This window comes from Lysinibacillus sp. BS3 (assembly GCF_039614735.1).
Taxonomy (GTDB): domain Bacteria; phylum Bacillota; class Bacilli; order Bacillales_A; family Planococcaceae; genus Lysinibacillus; species Lysinibacillus capsici.
Window position 1 is genome coordinate 2,853,503 of record NZ_CP154860.1, and the last position, 23,118, is coordinate 2,876,620.

The following is a 23,118-nucleotide window of genomic DNA, read 5'->3' on the forward strand; positions in this document are numbered from 1 at the left end:
GAATCGCTATGCTTTTTTTATTAAGATATCAATCAGTATGTCGACATTGCGCTTATTTTTCATGGTAGGTGAGCAAAGATAAGAAAATGTTCGCATAAAGTGCTGTCCTTCAAGGCGCAGAATAGTCATATCTCCATTTTTTAATTCACGTTCTATCACACAGGCAGACAATAAAGAAAGACCAAGTCCCTGCATTACACTCTCCTTCACGCCCTGATTACTGCTAATAGTCAAAAGCGAATGAATCTGTAAACCATTTGCTCTGAATAAATGATCCAGATAATAACGTGTTCCAGAGCCTTCTTCACGCGCAACCCAGCTTTGCTGCTGGAGTTTATCAGCAGTCAGAGGTTGTTGCTTTGTAAGAGGATGTTTACTGTCGCTAACAATAAATAACTCATCTTGCATAAATGGCTTAATGACTAGTTCATTATCATGAGCCTGTCCTTCAATTAGACCTATATCGACTTGCAGTAATTTTGTATATTGAATGATTTCTTTTGTATTGCCAATAATAATTTGAAGTTCAAGTTGTGGGAATTGTTGCTGTAAGCTTGCAATAATTGGAGGTAATATATATTCGCCAATTGTAAAGCTTGCCCCAATGACTAGCGTACCTTGTACCTCTTGATGATAGGCAGCGATATCTTCTTTTGCAGCTTCAGCTATCGCCATGATTTGCTTTGCTCGTTTATAAAGAATTTCACCAGTTGGTGTAATTTGCACCGATTTTGGGGAACGAATAAATAAGGTTGTTTGTAATTCTTGCTCTAGATTCTTAATGTGTAAGCTAACACTTGGTTGTGAAATATGAAGTATTTCAGAGGTCTTTGTAAAATTATTGACCTCAACCAGTGTGATAAATGTTTTTAAAGCATCCAATTGCATATCTTCACCCCTATTATTAGAAATATTAATAATAATAATTATATATATGTATTTTACTAATAGTGCACTCTTTATTAAAGTAATAATCAACAAGGGAGAAAGAAGTGAACATCATGGTTAATAGACAGCTTAAATTAAAATCTACTCTTAATCCAAATTTCTTGAAGGGGATATTGTTAACGCTTCTTATTGCTTTAGTAGCGAAATATATTGCCACATTTCCTTTCCTTTCAATATTGGGACAGTTGGTTATTGCCATTATATTAGGGATGACCTGGCGAGCAACATTTAAAGTACAAGATTCTTGGCAAGTAGGTATTTCATTTTCCAGCAAGAAGCTATTACGCTTTGGTATTATTTTATTGGGTATGCGCTTAAATTTGGCAGATATTTATCATGCGGGTGCTAACGTTTTTTTAATTGCAGTCATTAATCTGCTATTTGCCTTAATTGTTGTGTACGGCCTAACAAAAATATTTAAAGTCGATCAAAAGCTAGGGATATTAACGGCTTGCGGGACTGCCATTTGCGGAGCTGCTGCAGTAGTGGCAATTGCACCTCAAATTAAAGCAAATGAAAAGGAAACGGCGGTAGGGGCAGCGATTGTTGCGTTATTGGGGACTATTTTTACACTTATTTATACGTTACTTTATTCCATCATCGATTTAACACCTACTGCGTATGGTATTTTCGCAGGGGGGACATTACATGAAATTGCGCATGTAATTGCAGCTGCATCTGCTGGTGGAAATGAAGCAATTGATATAGCCGTCATCGTGAAATTAACACGAGTGGCCCTACTCGTACCTGTAGCAATTGTTATTGGTATTTTCTATCGAAGAATGGACAAAAGTGAAGAGAAAAAAGCCTTTTCTTTATCCATCATACCGTGGTTTATTTTAGGATTTTTAGCGATGAGTGCTATCAACTCTTTAGGGATTATACCGGCGAATGTATCGCAAGCATTAGTAGATATTGCTTATATCTTAATTGCGATGGCAATGGCTGGTTTAGGGCTAAATGTTGAGATGAAAACATTTAAGGAGCTAGGTGTAAAGGCATTTATTGCAGGTTTAATTGGCTCGGTTTGTCTATCCGTGCTGGGCTATATACTAGTCATTCTTTTATATTGATTTAATCAATGTTTCTTATACCAAGAAAAAAGACCCTACATGATCGTTCAACATGCAGGGCTTTTTAGATAGAATCAGAAGATAATGTATAAGTAATTTAATCGTCGTTTATTAATTTAAGGCTTCAATAGAAGAAGCTAATTCCGCCACCACTATTTTGCTGCCGATAATTGGACTGTCAGCCTTTTCTCCCTCAGAGCCCGAATTTGGGCGTTGATGGGCTGCAGCAAATGCATCGCTATTACGCCATGCTTGGAAATGCTCCTTAGATTCCCAATACATATTAACACTCATTTCATCATAAGTAGGATCATCAGTTGAAATTAATACCTCTACTTTATGAAAGCCTTCAAACTGTTGCAGAGGACCTGGCTTTGTAAAATTTGGTGCCATTCTCGCAGCAAAACCGGGTTTTACTTGAATACGATTAGTTACAATAATCATGCTTTTACCCCCCTTAATTTCATTTACTAGGTTTTTGAATGAATTATCATTGATTATCATTCGCACTCAATGATAAGTGGCTGAGGAAGACATTGTCAATAGATGTCCTCTATATAATCTGTGCTATTAGTTTATGGGTAATGGATAGGCTGACATTTAACTGACATAATCCAGTGCTATAATGAATATAAGAGTGAACTAGTAGCGAGGTGATTGACTTTGGCAAACATTCTAGTAATAGAGGACGAATATCCAATAAGCCAGGTTTTAAAGGTGTATTTACAAAAAGTCGGTTATAGTGTGACACAATGTTTCAATGGTGGTCAAGCCTTGGTCATGTTTCGTGAAACACAGCCAGATCTAGTGTTGCTAGATATTATGTTACCAGAAAAAAATGGTTGGTCCATTTTAAAAGAAATAAGAGAACGAAGTACTTGCCCAGTTATCATGTTAACAGCATTAGGTGAGGTTAATTACCGTCTAGAGGGGTTTGATCATGGGGCAGATGATTATATTGCCAAGCCTTTTATCGCAGATGAAGTTGTTGCAAGAGTGAGGGCTGTTTTAAGACGTGCTGTAGGTAGTTCTGATTCAGCTACTGGTAAGCAGTATGGGTCTCTAGTGATTGATTGTAAAGCGCATAAAGTGCTTTTGGGTGGAGAAGAGATTGTATTAACGCCAAGAGATTTATCAGTGCTCATGTTTTTAGCTGACCACCCTAATCAAACATTTACCCGGGATCAGCTTATAGATCAAGTTTGGGGATGGGAGTATGAGGGTAGTGATCGTGCTGTAGATTTAGCTATAAAGAGGCTAAGGAAGGCTTTAAAAGAATGGGATGAAGCGGAAGGAGAAATAAAGACACTACGTGGATTGGGGTATCAGCTAAGTGTTCAAAAAAAATAAGCGAATATCCTTACTTCAATATTGGACGAGCCGATATTTACTGACACTTTTTATAGGCTTAGCTATTATATCTTTAATCTCAGCAGCGTGGATTCGACATACAACATTTGAAAATCGATTAGAATTAATGGAGTTTTTAGCAGACGAAACGGTCTATCGTTTAACGGATACAACAAATCCTAATAATGGACCTATAAATGGTATTCCAGGTTTCATAGGGGATCGTCAGCGTTTTAATATGAAAGAGATCGATCCGATTTTGTATGTTGTAGATACAGAGGGAAATATACTGACTAGCAACCGTCCTGTACCACCTGGTAGTGCTAAAAATGTAGCTGGCTTGTTAGATGGAAAAGAAGGTACTAAGGAAATAAAGGATGGACTTGAACCTGAATATGTAGTGAAAAGAAAGATAGAAAATAATCATGAGTTATTGGGCTGGGCCCTGGTGATGGAGAAGAAGGGGAATTTAACAAGAGTTAACCAAGCATATGGACAGCTTGCCATATTAATTGGAGCATTAGCATTATTAGGCTGGATCGCTATTTACTTTCTGTCAAAGCGTTTGGCCCATCCCATTAAACAAGTAGCTGAGGCTGCCAAGCATGTACAGGAAGGCAATTATGCAATTGATTTGCCTCAATATAGTAAGGAAAAGGAAATCTATGAGCTTGTTTCCTCCTTTAAAAATATGGCAAATAAATTAGAACAGCTGGAGAAAACTCGAACGGAATTACTAGCAGGTGTCACCCATGAATTGAAAACACCTGTCACCTCTATAAGTGGTTTATTACAGGCTGTAAGAGATGGTGTTGTAACGGGACAGGATGCTATGGAATTCATTGAAATGGCTATGGTCGAAACGACAAAAATGAAAACAATGGTTGGTGACTTACTTGCCTTTAACCATTTTGCTGTCGATGCTATTCCTGTGCAGATAGAGTCAGTAGATGTTAATCAGCTACTGCGAGAGGCGGTGGCACAGTGGGAAGTCATGCAGGAAGATGAACATGTAAAAGTTCATTTACATTTGTTGGAAAAACCTGTGCTTGTACAGATAGATATTGTTCGTATCCAACAGATCATTACAAACCTATTAACCAATGCTAAACAGGCGATGGACAAAGGAACAATAACCTTGAGGTTGATAGATCATGGCGAGGCTCTGTCAGTGATGGTGAAGGACACAGGACATGGAATCCCTCTAGAGGATCAGTCATTTATTTTTGAGCGCTTTTATAGAGGGGAAAATAAAAAATATACTGTTCGCGGCTTGGGTTTAGGATTACCACTTAGTAAAATGATGGCCCAATCTGTTGGGGGCGATTTGCGATTAATTGAAAGCAATCCCTCTGGAACACATTTTGAATTAGTATTGCAAAAGGCTACTACGCTATAAGAGCGTAGTAGCCTTCTTAGTGTTGGTTTAATCCGTCTCCCAGAAATCTGCTTTGTTTTGTAAAAGAGAGTTGAAGAATTTGTAAAGCTGACATCTGCCTGACACAAAAGCCCTTTATAGTAAACGATGTAGACGGGAAATGAACAAAGGGACGAGCAGCATTAAAGGTTAGTCAGTCTGACACTAATACAAGTAGGGAGAGTGATGAAATGCCAATAGTTACTTCATTTAATCCAAATGGTCGCCAAGAAATAAAACAAGCGATCTCCTATCCAGATTATGCATTATTAAAAGCCAAGCTTCAGCATGTTATGCAGCGTGATCATCATGCTGGCTTAGACGGTAAATATTTAATTCGTAGTACGTACTTCGATAATTTTGCCAATAAAGTGTTAAATGAGAAAAAAGAAGGCTTTATTAATCGAGATAAATATCGAGTACGCATATACGGCAAGTCTAATAATGTTATTAATCTTGAGCGGAAGAGTAAGCGTAACAATGTGACCTTTAAAACAAAATGTTCAATATCTCAAGCTGAGTATGAAAAACTACGTATTGGCGAGATAGCCTGGATGGAGAATGATGACCGAGCGCTAATTCGAGATTTATATCATGAGATGAATTACAACCAGTTGCGACCTACTACGGTAGTGGATTACGAGAGAGAAGCCTATATCTATCCGTTTGGCAATGTGCGTGTGACATTTGATAGTAAGGTGCAATCGAGTCTACGCAACACGGATATGTTTAATCAAAACTTGCCTATGGTCGATGTGCTGGAGCCTAATCTTGTAATTTTAGAGGTAAAGTACGATGGATATCTACCAGACATCATCAAATATTTACTACAGTCAGTGGATACTCGTGCTGAGGCCTATTCAAAATATCAACTTAGTCGTATGTACGGCTAATAATAAAGGAGAATGAACAATGGATACAATTAAATTTAGTGATATTTTTAAATCCAACTTTTTAGAAAAAACAACCTCGTTTTCATTAATCGATTCAATTATTGGTTTAGTAGTAGCGTTTTTTATTGGGCTTTTCATTTATGCTGTTTATAAGAAGACCTTTAATGGAGTCATTTACTCACATTCATTCAATATCTCACTACTTATAATGACAATGGCAACAGCACTAGTGATTATGGGAATCAGTTCAAATGTTCTGCTGTCACTTGGTATGGTTGGTGCCTTATCTATTGTACGTTTCCGTACACCTATTAAGGATCCCATGGATTTAGTCTATATTTTCTGGGCAATTGTTTCAGGTATTTTATGTGGTGCTGGCTTTATTCCATTAGTGATTATTGGTGCTATTTTAATCGGACTTGTATTGCTAATATTCGTTAATAAAATAACGGTAGAAAATCCGTATTTACTAATTGTAAAGTTTGAAGAGGAATTGGCTAATGCTGAAATTGAGCGAATTATTGCTGCGCAAACAAAAAAATTCGCTCTCAAATCGAAATCCATTATGCAACAGAATGAAATCGAAACAACTTATGAAATTCGTGTAAAACAAAATGATGCAAAATTGATGGAAGAACTAACAAAGGTAGCTGGTGTAAAATCAGCCATTATGCTGAGCTATGATGGGAATTTCACAGCGTAATGACCTCATTAACAAATAGAACTACGATGAGAGGTGACGGCTATGATTAAAACACGAATTGTCTATCTATGCATGGTGATTTTACTCCTTCTCTTTGTCGTGATATATGCTGTACTTCCGAATGTAGGCATTGAAACGAAAAATTCTGAGTTCTCCTATGAGAATATAGTATTTAATAAAAATAAAGTAACAACAGTTGATATTGAAATTGCTGAGGAAGATTGGGCTGACATGCTCGAAAATGCTTCTGCTGAAGAATTAAAACAAGCAGATATTACAGTAAACGGCAAGAAAGTTGAGAATGTTGCTATTCGTACAAAGGGCAATCTATCATTACGATCGGTTGTCAATAGTGACTCAGATCGCTATAGCTTAAAAATCGATTTTGATTATTATGATGATACACAAAGCTTGTATGGCTTAAAAAAATTTAATTTAAACAATAATTATAGTGACTCTACATTAATGAGAGAGTATATCTCCTATGAACTGATGGAGCAAATGGGTTTACCAACACCAGCACACTCCTATATGTATGTCACAGTGAATGGTGAGGAGCGTGGTTTGTTCTTAGGGGTAGAAGCTGTTGATGAGACATTCCTGGCTAATAATTACGGCTCTAATGATGGTTTTTTATTTAAGCCAGATGGGACAGGCAGCGATTTAAAATATATAAGCGACGATATCGAAGACTATACAGGTATCGGATTAAAAACAAATGAAGGTAATATTAATCAATCCAAATTAGTTGAAATGCTAGACGCAATTAATAATGGTGGAGACATAGAAAAGTATATCGATGTGGATGAAATGTTACGTTATTTTGCCGTCAACACAGCACTTGTGAATTTAGATAGTTATCAAGGGAATATGAAACATAACTATTATTTATATGAACAGAACGGTGTGTTTTCTATTATTCCTTGGGATTACAACATGTCCTTTGGTGGCTTTGGGGCTGGAGGCGGTAGAATAGCAGGAGGAAACGGTGAAAATCAAGCTGACGTTACTACTAATATGGAAAAACCAGTGGCACAAAACAATGGACAACCCGATCAAACTGGCGATGGGGGTATGCAGCAACAACGAGGTGGCGGCGTTGACATGGGAATGGGCATGTCGGGCAATCTAATAAATGATAGTGCTATTAATTTTAGTGTGACAACACCTGTTTCTGGCACAACATTAGAGGAGCGGCCACTCTTGAAGGCATTGCTTTCGAATGATGAATATCGTGACAAATATGAAGGTTATTTAGAAGAACTAGCGACAACTTATTTAACAGAAGAGTATGTGCAATCCATTACTAAAAAGTTAGCTGTCTTATTAACTACTTATGTGGAGGCGGATCCAACCAAATTCTCTACTACGGAGCAGTTTTTAGAAGCAGTTGAAGGTGAAAATAGCTTGCCGGAATTTGCCAAACAGCGCTCAGAATCTATATTAAAGCAACTGTCTGGGGAGCTTGTTGTGGAAGCATCTACGTCTTCTCAGGGCAATATGGGTATGCCAATACCAAGTGAAAATGGTGAAATGGATTGGATGCCAGATGATTTTGATCCAAGTCAGCTACCAGAGGACTTTGATCCATCAAAGAGCCCACCTTTTAATAGAGAGGGCGAGGGTCCGAGAAATGGACAAAATGGAGAACAAATGCAACCTCCTGATGGAAATGGAGCCCCAATGGGAATGCCTGGTGCGAATAGTGAAGCTGCGAATCACGAGCCTGTTATTGATAAAAATACAATGTTTACAGCCATTACATGCCTAGTGCTACTCCTTCTTGCACTTCTCTTTGTTGTTAAATTTAAACGTAGAGGTCGTTAGAAAATAACCATATCCAATATCTTTGGGTATGGTTTTTGCTTTTTATCGTGTTAAAATAAAGCATTCTTTTCTGAGGAGTCCTTTCATATGAATGAACAGCAATTTGATAAACATTTGCATATAAACACGGTGGGAGAGCAATATGGCTTTCCTAAGCTTGCACACTATCATCGTTATGAGCCAACACCCTACAGAGGATTGGAGCAATTATTCGCTGCGTATCAGATGCCTGACAATCCAGTATTTATTGATATGGGGTGCGGGAAAGGGCGAGTTCCTATTTATGTGCACCATAAGTTCCATATACCAACCATTGGGATAGAAATGGATGCAGGGTTTTATACGGAGGCTGAAGAAAATAAACGTAGTTATCTTCAAAAAATGAGAGCACATGCCCCTATTAAGTTTATTCATACAATAGCCGAATCATATGAAATAAAGTCACGTGATAATGTGTTTTTCTTTTTTAATCCTTTTTCAATCCATATTTTTCGCACAGTCATTCACAATATTTGGAAATCCTATGAGCAGCGAATGCGAGATATTCATATAATTTTATATTATCCGCCTTACGATTATTTACAATTTTTACATCATGGAACACCATTTGAGTTGCTTCATGAAGTGCATTTAGAAAATGAAACAAATATTAATGAGCGCCTTTGTGTCTTTGAATTAAAAAAAGCTTAGAGTATGGGGAAACCCACTCTAAGCTTTTTCTTGTTAGCAGTACAGATATTAGCAATTAGTTATTCGTATTCTTTTGATTATTTTCAGGGAAATAATTGTAATAGAGGAAGATGTTCTATAAATCAAGCAGACTTTATGTTGAAAAAACAATTTCATCTGATAGTTTTGTACTAGTCTATAGTTTGAATTAAAAGATAATTCATAAATAACTAATTATACTGAAAAATCGCTCTAGACTAAATATAAAGAATGTTTTACAATGAAAAAGGCTTATATGAATAATATTTTCTTTTGTTTTTAGATAGTTATAAATAATTATTTTGGCTATTGAGTAAATGAATTTAATTGTTTATAATTATCAGAAATATCTAATATTTGAGAAATTTTCAGGGGGAATTTAATTATGAGAGAGAGCAAAAAGCTTAAGAAGTTCGGTTCACTTTTAGTAGCATCTTCATTACTTGCTGGTGTTCTTGCTGGTTGCGGTAACGGAGACGATTCAAGTTCTGGCGGAGGCTCATCATCAGGCGGAGGTTCATCTGATGGCGATACAATTAAAATCGGTGCCAACTTAGAGCTTTCAGGGAATGTAGCATCTTATGGTTCCTCTATTGGGCTAGGTGCAGAACTGGCTGTAAAAGAAATTAATGATGCTGGCGGTATTGATGGTAAGAAAATTGAACTGATTAAAGTAGATAATAAATCAGAGAACTCTGAAGCAACTTCAGCTGCTATTAAACTAGCAACGCAGGATAAAGTAGTAGCAATGCTAGCACCTGCAACTTCAGGTAATACAGTAGCTACTGTTCAAATTGCAAATGATAATAAAATTCCTATTGTTACGGGTTCTGGTACAGCACCGAATATCACGGTAAATGAGGATGGCAGTGTTAATGAATATGCTTTCCGTACATGCTTTATTGACCCATTCCAGGGGATTGTAGCAGCTAATTTTGCTTCAGGTGAGCTAGATGCGAAAAATGTAGCTATTTTTGCAGATAATGCATCAGACTATGCAAAAGGTTTAGCAAAATCCTTTAAAGAAACGATTACGAAGAGTGGCGGAAAAGTTGTAAAAGAAGAAGCTTATGTAGCGAAGGATACAGATTTCCGTACACAATTAACAAATATTAAAGCCGCAAATCCAGACTTTATTTTTATCCCTGGATATTATGAAGAAGTTGGTTTGATTGTTAAACAAGCACGTGAAATGGGCATTGATGTACCTCTGATGGGTGCTGATGGTTGGGATTCTCCAACATTAATTGAATTAGCTGGCGCGGATGCATTGAATAACACATTCATCACAAACCACTATTCTGCTGAAGACCCAGATCAAAAAATTCAAGATTTTGTAAAGGCATTTAAAGCGGCAAATGGTGACAAAGCGCCTGACGCATTCAACGCACTTGGTTATGACACAATTTACTACATTGCTGATGCAATTAAACGTGCAGGCTCTACAGATGGGGAAGCAATTAAAAATGAATTAGCTGCAACAAAAGATCTTTCTTTAGTAACAGGTACTTTCTCAGTTGACGAAAATCATAACCCAATTAAAACAGCAACAGTTCTTGAATTTAAAGACGGTAAACAAGTGTTCAACTCTAAAGTTAATCCTTAATGTTTTGTAAGCAAGGGGGAGGCGGGTAAACACGCCTTCCTTTTTTGTGTGTTAGATAACTAGAATCGTAGAGCAAAACATAACTTTTAGTATCGACCTATGTACTTATTTTTCAATTTTCGGAAAATTTAAAGGAGTGAATGCGCATGGAATGGATACAGCAACTTGTGAACGGTATTTCACTTGGAAGTATCTACGCGTTAATAGCGTTAGGGTATACGATGGTATACGGTATTATCAAGCTGATTAACTTTGCTCATGGTGATGTCTTCATGATTGGGTCATTTATTGGCTTTTACGCTATTGCTAAATGGGAGCTTGGTTTCTTCCCAGCATTATTATTGGCGATGTTAGTTTGTGCAATTTTTGGTGTATTAATTGAACGTATTGCCTATAAACGTTTACGAAATGCGACACGTATCGCAGCTTTAATTACAGCGATAGGTGTATCGCTATTAATTGAATATACAACAATTTTCTTCAGAGGTGCACAACCAGCAGCATATCCTGAAGTTTTCAAAAATAAATCATTAGATATTTTTGGCGTTCAAATCAGCAGTACTTCCATCTTAATTTTATCAGTCGCAGTTGTACTGATGATTCTTTTACAATTCATCGTACATAAAACAAAAATCGGTAAAGCGATGCGTGCCGTTTCCCACGATGCAGATGCAGCTCGCTTAATGGGTATTAACGTTGACAATACAATCTCTGCAACGTTTGCGATTGGTTCAGCTTTAGCTGGTGCAGCAGGTGTTATCTTTGGGGTTTATTATACAAAAATTGACCCGTTAATGGGGGTTATTCCTGGGGTTAAAGCATTTATCGCAGCTGTTCTTGGTGGTATTGGTATCATCCCTGGCGCTATGGTTGGTGGTATGTTACTAGGTGTTGTAGAGTCCTTAGTAAGTGCACTTGGCTTCTCGTTATGGCGTGATGCAGCGGCATTCGTTATTTTAATTTTAATCTTAATCTTCAGACCATCGGGTATCTTTGGTAAAAACGCCCGTGAGAAAGTGTAGGTGAGCGGTTTTATGAAAAAGTCTAAAGTTTTCTGGGGCTATGCCGTAATAGCGCTAGTCATCTATGCAGTTGTACAATTGTTGATTACAACAGAAGTAATTGATTTGTACTATAAAAATATGTTGATCACAATGTGTATTAACATCATGTTGGCTGTCAGCTTGCATATTGTTATTGGTGTTACTGGACAGTTTTCAATTGGGCATGCTGGGTTCCTTGCAGTTGGAGCATATGTATCCGCTATTATTACAACAAAGTTAATGTTACCATTCCCATTGGCCATCTTATTAGGGGCTGCTGCAGCAGCAGTTGCTGGTTTAATCGTAGGGATTCCAACGCTTCGTTTAAAAGGGGATTACTTAGCGATTGCTACACTTGGATTTGCAGAGATCATTCGTATTATCTTTTTAAATACGGATTATGTTGGTGGCGCAGCAGGGATGCAGGTTAAATATTTATCGAACTGGACATACGCATTCTTTGGCGTAGTGTTAACGATTCTAGTTATCTCAAACTTTACAAATTCTCGTCATGGGCGTGCGTGTATTTCCATTCGAGAAGATGAAATAGCAGCAGATGCGATGGGTATTAACACAACTTACTATAAAGTTGTTGCATTTGCGATTGGGTCTTTCTTCGCAGGTCTAGCAGGAGCCATTTTTGCACATAACTTTTACATTATTCAACCGACAACATTCGGTTTCTTAAAATCATTTGATATTTTAATTTACGTTGTACTTGGTGGTTTAGGAAGTCTTTCTGGTTCAGTGATTGCTGCGATTTTCCTAACAGTCGTGTCTACTTATCTAGCAAACTTCCCAGAAACGCGTATGATTATTTACAGTTTAGTATTAATTATCGTGATGCTTTATCGTCCAACAGGCTTAATGGGAACGAAAGAGATAACACAATTATTTAAGTTTGGTAAAAAGGGAGGTACGAAATAATGACTGGAAACCTTCTTATCAATGTTGAAAATATGGGTATTCAATTCGGTGGTTTAAAGGCAGTACAGGGTGTTAATATGTACCTTAACCAAGGCGAGTTGGTAGGACTTATTGGGCCAAACGGAGCTGGAAAAACAACTAGCTTTAATATGTTAACAGGGGTATATACACCTACGGAAGGTACAATTACTTTTAATGGTCTGAAATTGAATGGACTTGCACCCTATCAGGTTACACAGAAAGGGATCAGCCGTACGTTCCAAAATATTCGATTATTTAAAGAGCTATCTGTTCTTGACAATGTAAAGGTAGCCAATCATTCACTTGCAAAGCATTCTATGTGGGCTTCTATTTTTCGTTTACCTACGCATTTCAAAGGTGAGGCCGAAATGGAGCAACAGTCCATTGAGTTCTTAAAAATCTTTGGCTTAGATGTCTATAAAGATGAGCTAGCTAAGAATTTGCCATACGGGATGCAACGTCGTTTAGAGATTGCTCGTGCGTTAGCAGCAAATCCCAAACTGCTTCTATTGGATGAACCAGCAGCAGGGATGAACCCACAAGAAACTCACGATTTAATGGAGCTAATTGCATTTATTCGTAAAGAGTTCGGTTTAACAATATTGCTGATTGAGCATGATATGAGCTTAGTTATGGGTATTTGTGAGCGCATTTACGTACTTGATCACGGACAATTAATCGCTGACGGGACACCAGAAGAAATTCGCAACAATCCAAAGGTAATAGAAGCATATCTTGGAGAGGAGGTTATCGGCTAATGCTAAAAGTACAAAATATCGATGTTTTTTATGGCAATATCCAAGCATTAAAGGGCCTCTCTTTAGAAGTAAACGAGGGTGAAATTGTAACGTTAATCGGTGCAAATGGTGCTGGAAAAAGTACGCTCTTAAAGACATTGTCAGGTTTATTAAAGCCAAAAGGTGGCATTATCGAATACGAAGGCTTTTCGATAGCTGGGAAAGCGGCACAGACTATTGTTAAATCAGGGATTTCTCACGTTCCAGAAGGACGCCGTGTTTTTGCCAATATGTCAGTTGAGGAAAACTTAGAGCTTGGTGCGTATCTGCGTAATGATAAAGCAGGTATTAAGAAAGATATGGATCATGTTTTCGAGTTATTTCCACGATTATTAGAGCGCCGAAAACAGCAGTCAGGTACATTGTCTGGTGGGGAACAGCAGATGCTGGCGATGGGGCGCGCCTTAATGGCAAAACCAAAACTGTTATTAATGGATGAACCTTCGATGGGTCTTGCACCGTTGATGGTGAAAAATATCTTCAATATTATTGAGCAGGTTAATAAAGAAGGAACAACCGTATTACTTGTAGAGCAAAATGCTAATATGGCATTATCTGTCGCTAACCGTGCATATGTACTTGAAACAGGGCGTATTGTTTTATCTGGTTCAGCAAAAGAGCTACAAGAGAGTGAGCAAGTAAAGGCAGCTTATTTAGGCGGATTATAAAAATGGTAGGACATCTCATGTTGAGATGTCCTTTTTGGCTTGTATGTTGAAAGAAAATCAGAGGTAGCATTTCCACTTTACTTTTTGGTAAGGTTGAAAAAAGGAGTGATGCTTTTTGAAGTATTCAGCACAATATTTTATTGAACATTTAAAGTTAGCCGAACATCCTGAAGGGGGCTATTACATTTCATCGTTTCGTGCATCAGACGATATAGCAGTGAGAGATGTACAGAGACCGATTTATACTAGTATATATTTCCTTCTGCGCTCACAGGATATTTCACATTTACATCGTCTACAATCGGACGAGCTATGGTATTATCACGCTGGAAGCCCACTAACAGTTCATATGATTTTCCCAGATGGGACATATGAAGCGAAGAAGCTTGGCTTGAATATAGAAGCGGGGGAAGTCCCTCAGCTTGCAGTACCAAAGCATACAATTTTCGGCTCGTCGGTGGAGGAATCTGAGACGTTTAGTTTAGTCGGATGTATGGTGGCGCCAGGCTTTGACTTTGAGGACTTTGAATTGTTCACACAGGAAGAGCTTTTAGTAGATTATCCTCAGCACAAGGAAGTTATTTATAAAATGGCCTACAAAACAATTGAATAGAAAAACAGCCGTCTCAATTATTTTGAGACGGCATGATTCGTTCACCACAGTATTTCTTCAGGATAATTAAGTTGAATTTGAATATCATGTAATGCTTGTTTCGTTGCCATAGCTGCTTCCATCAGGTGGGATTTTAATGCTACATATTCATGGTCCTCTACCATTAATCGCACAGCAAATGCAGCTAAATGTGCCTGACGTTCCTCTTTACTTAATTCAATATACTCTAGATTTAAAACATCAACGTATTGTGTTGCAAAACGGAAAGTTAAGGGGTTTTTAGCATGTAACATTCTTAAAAACACAACATAATCTTCGTCACTTACCTCCTGCTCTAAACATTCAGCAATAGCCGCTTGAAATTTACGTATAATAGCTATCTCATGATTCCATATAGAAGCATTGTTTAATTTTTGGTGCAGTTCAATAAAATCATTTAATGCGATTGCACTAAAGATAATTTCTGGCCAAAGAATTTCTGTTGAAAAATAGACATTCTTATTTGGAAAGATGAGTTCATGTTGTGTTAGAACACTCTTATTAAGTCCATTACTAACAAACTCTAGGTGATGCTCACCAAGCATAGCATGTCTTAGTTTATAGCAAACGCTTAAAATACGTAGTCGAGGACCCTGATAATCATAGTATTTATTTTCGTCACCAGTTACTTTATAAATAGCATTAATTAGTTCATCTAAATCCCAATAATCCGCGCTAATTCGTACCCCTGTTAGTTGTTCTGTGCTTTGAATGGATATCATAGTCCTCGTCCCTCCCTTTGGATGTATCTATTTTGGTGTGTAATTGAGTAGTTTGAATAGTTCTGTTCGTTCCTTCTCCGTTAAATCACGCCATTGCCCTACCTTTAAATTACCAAGCTTAATATTCATAATACGAATGCGTTGTAGACGCTTAACGGAATACCCTAGTGCTGAGCACATTCGACGAATTTGGCGGTTTAAGCCTTGCTCTAAAATGATTTTAAATACTTTATCTGAAATCTTTTCCACATGGCATGGTAAGGTTGTTGTATCTAAAATATCAACACCTGCACCCATTTTTTGGATGAATTGCGCAGTTATAGGCTTATCAACTTGAACAATGTATTCTTTTTCATGATGATTTTCAGCACGTAGAATTTTATTGACGATATCACCATCATTCGTTAATAATAATAGCCCCTCTGATTCCTTATCAAGACGCCCGATATGAAAAATACGTAGAGGATGATTGACAAAATCAACAACATTGCCTTTTATATGACGCTCTGTCGTACTTGTAATGCCGACAGGTTTATTTAGAGCAATGTAAACAAGCTGTTGTTCTTTCTTTACCTCTTTTCCATCCACGCAAACAATGTCTCCTGTTTCAACTTGACTACCAACCGTTGCCAGTTCTCCGTTAATTGTTACCTTTCCTTCTGCTATCCATTTATCAGCACCACGACGAGATATGATGCCTGTTTCACTTAAATATTTATTAATACGCATATTGTTCTCCTATATTTTATATTATTTTTAAGTATACCTTAACGTCGCACATACAGTGAATGCTAGAAGCTTTTCTAGCAAAAATAAATTAGTTGGAAAAGTTTTTGAAAAAGTTGAAATTATTTTATGTTTCTGACAATATATTAGGTGAGAGGGTTTCTATGAAAATATTGTTATTCCGATATAAAATAACGTTTTTTGTAGATAGTTCTCATTAAATTGTGTAAAGGGGAGAAGTAAAATGGTTTATGCATTTCCAAACACTGAAGGATCGGTAGTTCAATTCAAAGAGAAATATGATAATTATATCGGTGGCGAATGGACACCCCCAGTGAAGGGTCAATACTTTGATAACGTTACTCCTGTTACTGGACAAGTTTTTACACAAATAGCACGTTCCACAGCTGAGGATATTGAACATGCATTAGATGCGGCACATGCTGCTAAGGATGCATGGGGTAAAACATCACCAACAGAACGCGCAAACATTTTACTTAAAATTGCGGACCGTATCGAGCAAAATTTAGAAAAGCTAGCCGTTGCTGAAACATGGGATAACGGTAAAGCGGTACGCGAAACATTAAATGCAGACATCCCTCTTGCAATTGATCATTTTCGTTATTTTGCTGGGGTATTACGTGCTCAAGAGGGCTCAGTAAGCCAAATAGATAACGATACAGTTGCTTATCATTTCCACGAGCCAATTGGCGTAGTTGGCCAAATTATACCTTGGAACTTCCCGTTATTAATGGCTGTATGGAAGCTTGCGCCAGCACTTGCAGCTGGAAACTGTGTCGTATTAAAACCTGCAGAACAAACACCAGCATCTATTATGGTGCTTTTAGAATTAATAGAAGATTTACTACCACCAGGTGTCATTAATGTTGTAAATGGATTTGGCTTAGAAGCAGGGAAACCGCTTGCATCAAATCCACGCATTGGTAAGATTGCCTTTACAGGTGAGACAACAACAGGGCGTTTAATTATGCAATATGCTTCTCAAAATCTTATTCCAGTAACATTAGAACTGGGTGGTAAGTCGCCAAACATTTTCTTTGAAGATATTATGGATAAAGATGATGCCTTTTTAGATAAAGCTGTTGAAGGCTTTGTGCTATTCGCTCTAAATCAAGGGGAAGTATGTACTTGTCCTTCCCGTGCACTGATTCAGGAATCAATTTACGATAAATTTATGGAGCGCGTATTACAGCGAGTAGAAGCCATTAAAGTTGGCAACCCACTTGATCCAAACACAATGATGGGTGCACAGGCATCTAGTGAACAAATGGAAAAAATTCTTTCTTATTTAGATATTGGTAAGCAAGAAGGTGCAGAATGTCTAATTGGAGGAGACAAAAATAATGTAGGTGAAGGCTTCGAAAATGGCTACTACATTAAACCAACTGTTTTCAAAGGACATAATAAAATGCGTATATTCCAAGAAGAAATTTTTGGACCAGTAGTTGCTGTCACGACATTTAAAACGAAAGAGGAAGCATTGGAAATTGCGAATGATACATTATATGGTTTAGGATCAGGTGTTTGGACGAGAGATATAAATACGGCATATCGCTTCGGTCGTGAAATTCAAGCTGGTCGTGTTTGGACAAACTGTTACCACGCATATCCTGCACATGCTGCATTCGGTGGCTACAAAATGTCGGGTGTTGGTCGTGAAAATCATAAAATGATGTTAGCGCATTACCAACAAACGAAAAACTTATTAGTTAGCTATAGCGAAAACAAACTTGGTTTCTTCTAATTCGTAGGGAGGTGCATGAGCGTGGTTGAACGTGTACTAGCTACGGAAGAAGCGCTAGCACTAATCGATCTATTAAAAGAGAAACATGGGCCCGTTATGTTTCATCAATCAGGCGGATGCTGTGATGGCTCCTCACCAATGTGTTATCCAGAAGGGGATTTGCTAATAGGAGATCAGGATGTGTGCCTTGGTGTAGTAGGTGGTGCCCCTTTCTATATGCACAAAAATCAATATGATTACTGGAAGCATACACAAATCATATTGGATGTGGTGGACGGCAGAGGCGGCATGTTTTCACTCGAGGGCGTAGAAGGAAAACGTTTCCTAACAAGGTCAAGAGCCTTCAACTCTGAAGAACTGCAAGAGCTAGGGTTAATTTAACAAGTTATCTGTACAGCGGCAAAGTTTTTCTGCCGCTGTTTTTTTATCTGGAAGTAGAAAAGTTATTGTATGGAAAGGGAGGCTTTAGGACACATGACTCTTTTCTTATAGAAATGATGAATATTGATTTTGGGCGTTCAAGTGTTTTGATATTAATTTTTATGGAAAAGAGTATGTAAAGCGATATTATTGGATGAATTTTTTAGGAAAAGGAATAGATTTAATCGATCCTTTAAGGTCATGGTAAATAATAGTTTCTTTGTGGTTTTTGCTAACATCGGCCATACCTCCTTTATAGGTTGTTAATATTTTCTATTAAATCAAATAAAGTAAGTAACATACATTAAATTATGTTTACTTTTTATGTTAATTGTTACAAAGAGGGTGAATCTTTCTCACATTATGTTACGTAAAACGGGTAAAGGAGTGTGATAAATATGGATTATGTGATGATTGAAAATGAATTTGCCAATACAGTAGAGGAGGTATCAAAGGCTGCAGGCTGGACGGTGGACCGTAAAATTGTGTTAGCTATTGCTAGTACATTTGTAGCCTCAGGAAAAACTTTTGATGCAACGAAGTATAAAAATGTTTTACAAGAGATGAAGAAGCAATCTTCATGGCTGTCTCCTTTACGGACAACCGTTGGATATAGTATTGCTGCCAACCTCATGGAGCAAGATGATGCAGAAAAGGCAGTGAAGAATTTAATTACAAATGTGAGCATCTTAAAGGAAGCGAAATTCAGAAGCGGCAATTTTAGCTATATTGGAGCACAATTCTTGACGGAGGATGAACAGGATAAAAAGACGCATGCACAGGTGGCAAGAGCCTTATTTGATGCTATACGTAAACATCATCCATTTTTAACCTCATATGAGGACATTCCTTATGCCATATTATTAAGCAGTCCATCTGATGATGTTGAATTGCGCGCGGATACCATGAATCGATACTATAAAGAACTAAGAACATATAATTTTAATGCTGGCAATGAGCTCCAATGGCTTTCACAGGTATTAACATTTTTATCACCCAAATTTGATGGTCAGCTAGTACCCGATGTTGTAACCCTTCGTGATGGGCTCAAAAAGCAAAACGTTAAAGTCAAGGCTATGCATTATCCTTTACTTGGCTTTTTAGCCATACTTAATCTGGATAAAGCACAACTTCAAGGGTTGATTGATTTATACCATGAATTAAAAGACATGAAGTTATTAAAGTGGCATCGTGAATTTGTGCTCTTTATGGCTGTACAATTTGCTATTTATGATATGGCAAAGGTACAAAAGTCTTTGTCCATGACCATTATGTCTTCTATTGAGCTATTAATCCAAGCACAGCAAGCAGCAATGATTGCAGCGGTTAGTGCAGCTGCCATTGCGTCTAGTTCAAGTTCTTCGTGATAGAATAAAGAAGAACATGATTATTTGGAGGTGCATTTGAAGGATGAAGGATACAAAACTTTGGATTAATGGTCAGTGGCATGATGCAGAGGAAAGCTATGAGCTAGCTTCTCCATATAGCGGTGAGGTTATTGCTCATGTAGCTAAAGCATCTATTCAAGATGTAGAGAAAGCTATCGAAGGTGCGCAGCAGGCATTCCAATCGTTTAAAAAGACAACAGCCTACGAACGTGCCGAAATATTATATAAAGTCGTTGATATAATGCGACAAAGAAAAGAAGAACTTGCAGAGATTTTAGCCTTAGAGGCTGGAAAACCTATTGTTGCAGGTTTAGCTGAAATTGACCGTACAATCGCAACCTATCAATTTGCAGCTGAAGGAGCTAAACAGGCAAAAGGTGAGACGGTTCCAATGGATGCAGCCCCTGGAGCAGGAGATCGAATAGGCTGGACAAAAAGAGAACCTTTAGGTGTAATATCAGCCATTACGCCATTTAATTTTCCGTTCAATTTAGTGGCACACAAGTTAGGCCCAGCGTTTGCAGTGGGCAATACAGTTGTATTAAAGCCAGCAACACAAACGCCACTAAGTGCTATCGTTATGGCAGAAATTTTCCGAGATGCAGGATTACCCGATGGGGCATTACAAATTGTGACAGGAAGTGGGGGTGAGCTTAGTGATACGCTTGTCACACATCCATATGTCAAAAAAGTAACCTTTACAGGTAGTGGTAAGGTTGGTTTGAAGATTAAAGAAAAAGTAGGCTTACGTAAAGTAACTTTAGAGCTGGGTTCTAATGCTGCAGTAATTGTCGAACCATCTACGCCAATAAATAAAATTATCAGTCGTTGTGTAAGCGGTGCTTTTAACTTTGCTGGACAAGTATGCATTTCGTTACAACGTATATATGTGCATTCCTCTATTATTGATGAATTTACTAAAGCATTTGTTGCAGAAACAGAAAAGCTTATAGTAGGAGATCCATTAGAGAAGACAACAGATGTTAGTGCCATGATAAATCCAAATGAAGTGGAACGTATTAGGGAATGGATTGAGGAGGCACAAGAACAGGGGGCTATGATTGCAACTGGAGGCGTATTTACTGAACGTACTTTAACGCCAACAGTTATGACGAATGTGTCAGCTGATATGAAAATTGTTTGTCAGGAAACATTCGCACCAATCGTCTCAATTGTTTCATATGAAACATTAGACGACGCAATTCGACTTGTAAATGAGTCGGACCTTGGCCTAAATGCAGGTATTTACACGAATATATTGTCAGATGCTTTATATGCAGCAGATGAATTACAGGCTGGTGCTGTCATTATTAATGATATTCCGACATTCCGAGTAGATAACATGCCATATGGTGGAGTAAAGATGAGTGGTTATGGACGTGAAGGAATTAAGTGGGCTATAGAAGAAATGACTGATATGAAATTTATTTCGATGAAAAAATCGTTCTAAATTTGCATCAGCTCTTTTTCTGCGATACGATGACGAAAGAACAACATGAGAAGGGAAGTTGCAAGAATTATGCCAAACAACGCTGTACCCATGAGCCAATCACGTACGGTTCAATCGCGTCTCGTATTACCCCCAGACACAAATAATCACAATTCTATTTTCGGTGGAAGAGTGTTAGCTTATATTGATGAAATTGCTGCTATTACAGCAATGAAACATGCGAAAGGCCTTGTAGTGACAGCTTCTATTGACTCGGTTGATTTTTTATCCGCTGCACATGTAGGAGATATTCTTGAAATCGAGAGTATTGTTTCGTCTACAGGACGTTCTTCAATGGAGGTTTATGTTCGCGTTGTTTCTCGCAATATTGAGACTGGCGAGGAAAAATTAACGACAGAATCATTTGTCACAATGGTTGCAGTAAATGAGGAAGGGAAACCCGTACCAGTTCCCTCAATCTATCCTGAAACAGATGAAGAGAAGCGTTTATTTGAAACTGGGCCAGCAAGACGAGAGCACCGTAAACAAAAACGTGCATTGCCGCATTAAGGAAAAAGGGAACTCCAAATGAGTTCCCTTTTTTATTTTACATATTTAGTTCATTGACAACATTAATGAGCGAGTCGGAAGAAGAAGAGACTAGTGTAGCACCTTGCGATAATTCAGTGATTAAATTAGATATAGCTGAAATATCTCTAGATGTATTTACGTATTGCTGCTGAATGCCAGAAACTGCATCAGCAATATCATTAAATGACTTGGATAAACTTTCTTGTGTATTGACACTATGTTGAATTTTTTGATCAACATTAGTAACTGAATTAGCCATAGTCGTAATATTACTTTCTGTTTCCTTAATAAGGTGAGAAACATTTTGGACGGCATTTTTTGTTTCCTCCGCAAGTTTACGAACTTCCTCAGCCACTACTGCAAAACCTTTCCCATGTTCTCCAGCTCGTGCAGCCTCAATAGAAGCATTTAATGCTAATAAATTGGTTTGATCAGCAATGCCTGTAACTAGCCCAACGATTTCAGAAATTTTTTGAGAAGAGGTACGTAGTTGGTTCATCGTTACCTCAAGACCATTGACACTTTGCAAAATAACTTGGATTAAATCATTTTGTTCTTTCAATTGCTGTTGGCCTCGTCTTGATTTTTCTTGTGTATCTGCTACGAAGTTCAATCCTTGCTTGGTTGCTACAGCAATATCATCTGTTTGTGAGGAAATCACTAATAATGATGCGGCTGTTTCTTCACTAATGGCATTAAGCTCTTCTGCAGTACTTTGGATCGTCGTTACAAGGGAATTTTTTGTTGCATCTGCTGCTGAGCGAATACGTTCTTCCTCTTTTTCATATGCCTCAATCACGAGTTGTTGCTCAAAATTAATGATTTTACAAAAAGCGTTTATAGCACGAATAGCATCTGTTTTAGAAATATCCACCTCGTTCACAAAGTTTGCAAAAGTAGTAGTGAGTGACTGGAATGAGGCAATATACCACTTTGACTGCAAGCCAATTCGAACGTGAGCCTCAGCAATGGCTTTTCGTTCAGCAATGTAGGCATCATTAATATGACTTTCAAAAATGTCACTTAAATGTTTATGTAACGTGATTTTCAAACGATCAATATGAGATGTTCTATTAATAATATCAAGTAAATCTTGGCTCAAACTAATGGCTGCATAAAATTTCTCCACCATTTCAGGAATTAGGTCTTTAGCTAAAGGCTGTAGCTGCTTAATGATAGCTAAATCCTCAAGTGTTAAATTTAAAAGTTGTAATTGTTTTTGAAGATTGGGGTGGTTCAATACATCTAACTGTACACCGCTCTTAAAATTTTCAGGTGTTAATGTAATTGCGTAGCTAGAACTACTATTTTTTGAAAACCAACTCATTATTATTTGCTCCATTCTTAATATCCATAATAAATTGTAAGTAAATAAGCACTTTTGAAATTTGTTAGGTTTGTATATTTAATAAATAAATGGGATTAAATTTATTTTACTATTATT

The 23,118-nt window shown here is 37.6% G+C and carries 23 protein-coding genes; 18 read left to right on the forward strand and 5 right to left on the reverse strand.

Going from position 1 to position 23,118, the window contains the following annotated elements; genetic code table 11:
* Window positions 1-6 precede the first annotated feature (6 nt).
* Window positions 7-888 (reverse strand): LysR family transcriptional regulator, encoded by an 882-nt coding sequence (locus AAJG31_RS13990; RefSeq protein ID WP_054548523.1) that lies wholly within the window; start codon window positions 886-888, stop codon window positions 7-9.
* Between the two features lie 113 nt (window positions 889-1,001).
* On the opposite strand from AAJG31_RS13990, the gene AAJG31_RS13995 reads away from it, so the two are divergent.
* Window positions 1,002-2,021, forward strand: a complete 1,020-nt coding sequence (locus tag AAJG31_RS13995; protein WP_279493477.1) for a YeiH family protein — start codon at window positions 1,002-1,004, stop codon at window positions 2,019-2,021.
* Between the two features lie 111 nt (window positions 2,022-2,132).
* Here the strand turns inward: AAJG31_RS13995 and AAJG31_RS14000 are convergent, their stop codons facing one another.
* Window positions 2,133-2,465, reverse strand: coding sequence for a heme oxygenase (locus tag AAJG31_RS14000; protein ID WP_048395499.1), 333 nt, complete (start codon window positions 2,463-2,465; stop codon window positions 2,133-2,135).
* 219 nt (window positions 2,466-2,684) lie between these two features.
* Here AAJG31_RS14000 and AAJG31_RS14005 point away from each other — a divergent pair, with 219 nt between their 5' ends.
* The 12 genes from AAJG31_RS14005 to AAJG31_RS14060 all read left to right on the forward strand — a co-directional run bounded on the left by AAJG31_RS14005 (window position 2,685) and on the right by AAJG31_RS14060 (window position 14,594).
* Window positions 2,685-3,371, forward strand: coding sequence for a response regulator transcription factor (locus AAJG31_RS14005; protein WP_279493475.1), 687 nt, complete (start codon window positions 2,685-2,687; stop codon window positions 3,369-3,371).
* Window positions 3,355-4,770: a HAMP domain-containing sensor histidine kinase gene (locus AAJG31_RS14010; protein WP_279493474.1), complete on the forward strand. Its 1,416-nt coding sequence runs from the start codon at window positions 3,355-3,357 to the stop codon at window positions 4,768-4,770. Before AAJG31_RS14005 ends, AAJG31_RS14010 begins: the two co-directional genes overlap by 17 nt.
* Before the next feature lie 209 nt (window positions 4,771-4,979).
* Window positions 4,980-5,681, forward strand: a complete 702-nt coding sequence (locus AAJG31_RS14015; protein WP_279493472.1) for a polyphosphate polymerase domain-containing protein — start codon at window positions 4,980-4,982, stop codon at window positions 5,679-5,681.
* A gap of 19 nt (window positions 5,682-5,700) precedes the next feature.
* A complete protein-coding gene (locus AAJG31_RS14020; RefSeq protein WP_103119008.1) occupies window positions 5,701-6,384 on the forward strand; it encodes a DUF4956 domain-containing protein in 684 nt (227 codons plus the stop codon).
* A 42-nt stretch (window positions 6,385-6,426) separates the two neighbouring features.
* Complete coding sequence (locus tag AAJG31_RS14025) at window positions 6,427-8,211, forward strand: CotH kinase family protein (RefSeq protein ID WP_103119007.1); 1,785 nt, start codon at window positions 6,427-6,429, stop codon at window positions 8,209-8,211.
* Window positions 8,212-8,298: 87 nt separating this feature from the next.
* The gene (locus AAJG31_RS14030) at window positions 8,299-8,901 is read left to right on the forward strand and encodes a hypothetical protein (protein ID WP_054548946.1); all 603 of its coding nucleotides are present in this window, start codon (window positions 8,299-8,301) and stop codon (window positions 8,899-8,901) included.
* A gap of 403 nt (window positions 8,902-9,304) precedes the next feature.
* Complete coding sequence (locus AAJG31_RS14035; protein WP_016992165.1) at window positions 9,305-10,525, forward strand: ABC transporter substrate-binding protein; 1,221 nt, start codon at window positions 9,305-9,307, stop codon at window positions 10,523-10,525.
* A 146-nt stretch (window positions 10,526-10,671) separates the two neighbouring features.
* Window positions 10,672-11,547, forward strand: a complete 876-nt coding sequence (locus tag AAJG31_RS14040; protein WP_016992164.1) for a branched-chain amino acid ABC transporter permease — start codon at window positions 10,672-10,674, stop codon at window positions 11,545-11,547.
* 12 nt (window positions 11,548-11,559) lie between these two features.
* Window positions 11,560-12,495 (forward strand): branched-chain amino acid ABC transporter permease, encoded by a 936-nt coding sequence (locus AAJG31_RS14045; RefSeq protein WP_048395511.1) that lies wholly within the window; start codon window positions 11,560-11,562, stop codon window positions 12,493-12,495.
* Window positions 12,495-13,274, forward strand: a complete 780-nt coding sequence (locus AAJG31_RS14050; protein ID WP_048395513.1) for an ABC transporter ATP-binding protein — start codon at window positions 12,495-12,497, stop codon at window positions 13,272-13,274. The genes AAJG31_RS14045 and AAJG31_RS14050 overlap by 1 nt, the downstream gene beginning before the upstream one ends.
* The gene (locus AAJG31_RS14055) at window positions 13,274-13,981 is read left to right on the forward strand and encodes an ABC transporter ATP-binding protein (RefSeq protein WP_048395515.1); all 708 of its coding nucleotides are present in this window, start codon (window positions 13,274-13,276) and stop codon (window positions 13,979-13,981) included. The genes AAJG31_RS14050 and AAJG31_RS14055 overlap by 1 nt, the downstream gene beginning before the upstream one ends.
* 115 nt (window positions 13,982-14,096) lie before the next feature.
* Complete coding sequence (locus tag AAJG31_RS14060) at window positions 14,097-14,594, forward strand: cupin domain-containing protein (RefSeq protein ID WP_054548948.1); 498 nt, start codon at window positions 14,097-14,099, stop codon at window positions 14,592-14,594.
* Between the two features lie 41 nt (window positions 14,595-14,635).
* Here AAJG31_RS14060 and AAJG31_RS14065 read toward each other — a convergent pair whose 3' ends face one another.
* Both AAJG31_RS14065 and rluF read right to left on the reverse strand, forming a co-directional pair.
* Window positions 14,636-15,355 (reverse strand): hypothetical protein, encoded by a 720-nt coding sequence (locus tag AAJG31_RS14065; protein ID WP_054548949.1) that lies wholly within the window; start codon window positions 15,353-15,355, stop codon window positions 14,636-14,638.
* Window positions 15,356-15,382: 27 nt separating this feature from the next.
* Entirely contained in the window at window positions 15,383-16,084 is a 702-nt protein-coding gene (rluF, locus tag AAJG31_RS14070) for a 23S rRNA pseudouridine(2604) synthase RluF (protein WP_048395521.1), read from the reverse strand.
* A gap of 241 nt (window positions 16,085-16,325) precedes the next feature.
* On the opposite strand from rluF, the gene adh reads away from it, so the two are divergent.
* The 5 genes from adh to AAJG31_RS14095 all read left to right on the forward strand — a co-directional run bounded on the left by adh (window position 16,326) and on the right by AAJG31_RS14095 (window position 21,653).
* Window positions 16,326-17,846 carry an aldehyde dehydrogenase gene (gene adh / locus AAJG31_RS14075; protein WP_004233561.1) on the forward strand — a complete coding sequence of 507 codons (1,521 nt, stop codon included), beginning with the start codon at window positions 16,326-16,328 and terminating at the stop codon, window positions 17,844-17,846.
* 21 nt (window positions 17,847-17,867) lie between these two features.
* Window positions 17,868-18,227, forward strand: coding sequence for a DUF779 domain-containing protein (locus tag AAJG31_RS14080; RefSeq protein ID WP_048395522.1), 360 nt, complete (start codon window positions 17,868-17,870; stop codon window positions 18,225-18,227).
* A gap of 437 nt (window positions 18,228-18,664) precedes the next feature.
* Window positions 18,665-19,633 carry a DUF4003 family protein gene (locus AAJG31_RS14085; protein ID WP_279493464.1) on the forward strand — a complete coding sequence of 323 codons (969 nt, stop codon included), beginning with the start codon at window positions 18,665-18,667 and terminating at the stop codon, window positions 19,631-19,633.
* A gap of 43 nt (window positions 19,634-19,676) precedes the next feature.
* Complete coding sequence (locus tag AAJG31_RS14090) at window positions 19,677-21,104, forward strand: aldehyde dehydrogenase family protein (protein WP_066038318.1); 1,428 nt, start codon at window positions 19,677-19,679, stop codon at window positions 21,102-21,104.
* 69 nt (window positions 21,105-21,173) lie between these two features.
* Entirely contained in the window at window positions 21,174-21,653 is a 480-nt protein-coding gene (locus AAJG31_RS14095; RefSeq protein WP_004233566.1) for an acyl-CoA thioesterase, read from the forward strand.
* A 37-nt stretch (window positions 21,654-21,690) separates the two neighbouring features.
* Here AAJG31_RS14095 and AAJG31_RS14100 read toward each other — a convergent pair whose 3' ends face one another.
* A complete protein-coding gene (locus AAJG31_RS14100; protein WP_054548953.1) occupies window positions 21,691-23,001 on the reverse strand; it encodes a globin-coupled sensor protein in 1,311 nt (436 codons plus the stop codon).
* Between the last annotated feature and the right edge of the window lie 117 nt (window positions 23,002-23,118).

Bases quoted from the DNA above. Each gene is read 5' to 3' on its own strand.
- AAJG31_RS13990 (WP_054548523.1), bottom strand. From the start codon at position 888: ATGCAATTGGATGCTTTAAAAACATTTATCACACTGGTTGAGGTCAAT.
- AAJG31_RS13995 (WP_279493477.1), top strand. From the start codon at position 1,002: ATGGTTAATAGACAGCTTAAATTAAAATCTACTCTTAATCCAAATTTC.
- AAJG31_RS14000 (WP_048395499.1), bottom strand. From the start codon at position 2,465: ATGATTATTGTAACTAATCGTATTCAAGTAAAACCCGGTTTTGCTGCG.
- AAJG31_RS14015 (WP_279493472.1), top strand. From the start codon at position 4,980: ATGCCAATAGTTACTTCATTTAATCCAAATGGTCGCCAAGAAATAAAA.
- AAJG31_RS14020 (WP_103119008.1), top strand. From the start codon at position 5,701: ATGGATACAATTAAATTTAGTGATATTTTTAAATCCAACTTTTTAGAA.
- AAJG31_RS14025 (WP_103119007.1), top strand. From the start codon at position 6,427: ATGATTAAAACACGAATTGTCTATCTATGCATGGTGATTTTACTCCTT.
- AAJG31_RS14030 (WP_054548946.1), top strand. From the start codon at position 8,299: ATGAATGAACAGCAATTTGATAAACATTTGCATATAAACACGGTGGGA.
- AAJG31_RS14035 (WP_016992165.1), top strand. From the start codon at position 9,305: ATGAGAGAGAGCAAAAAGCTTAAGAAGTTCGGTTCACTTTTAGTAGCA.
- AAJG31_RS14040 (WP_016992164.1), top strand. From the start codon at position 10,672: ATGGAATGGATACAGCAACTTGTGAACGGTATTTCACTTGGAAGTATC.
- AAJG31_RS14045 (WP_048395511.1), top strand. From the start codon at position 11,560: ATGAAAAAGTCTAAAGTTTTCTGGGGCTATGCCGTAATAGCGCTAGTC.
- AAJG31_RS14050 (WP_048395513.1), top strand. From the start codon at position 12,495: ATGACTGGAAACCTTCTTATCAATGTTGAAAATATGGGTATTCAATTC.
- AAJG31_RS14055 (WP_048395515.1), top strand. From the start codon at position 13,274: ATGCTAAAAGTACAAAATATCGATGTTTTTTATGGCAATATCCAAGCA.
- AAJG31_RS14065 (WP_054548949.1), bottom strand. From the start codon at position 15,355: ATGATATCCATTCAAAGCACAGAACAACTAACAGGGGTACGAATTAGC.
- rluF (WP_048395521.1), bottom strand. From the start codon at position 16,084: ATGCGTATTAATAAATATTTAAGTGAAACAGGCATCATATCTCGTCGT.
- adh (WP_004233561.1), top strand. From the start codon at position 16,326: ATGGTTTATGCATTTCCAAACACTGAAGGATCGGTAGTTCAATTCAAA.
- AAJG31_RS14085 (WP_279493464.1), top strand. From the start codon at position 18,665: ATGGATTATGTGATGATTGAAAATGAATTTGCCAATACAGTAGAGGAG.
- AAJG31_RS14090 (WP_066038318.1), top strand. From the start codon at position 19,677: ATGAAGGATACAAAACTTTGGATTAATGGTCAGTGGCATGATGCAGAG.
- AAJG31_RS14095 (WP_004233566.1), top strand. From the start codon at position 21,174: ATGCCAAACAACGCTGTACCCATGAGCCAATCACGTACGGTTCAATCG.
- AAJG31_RS14100 (WP_054548953.1), bottom strand. From the start codon at position 23,001: ATGAGTTGGTTTTCAAAAAATAGTAGTTCTAGCTACGCAATTACATTA.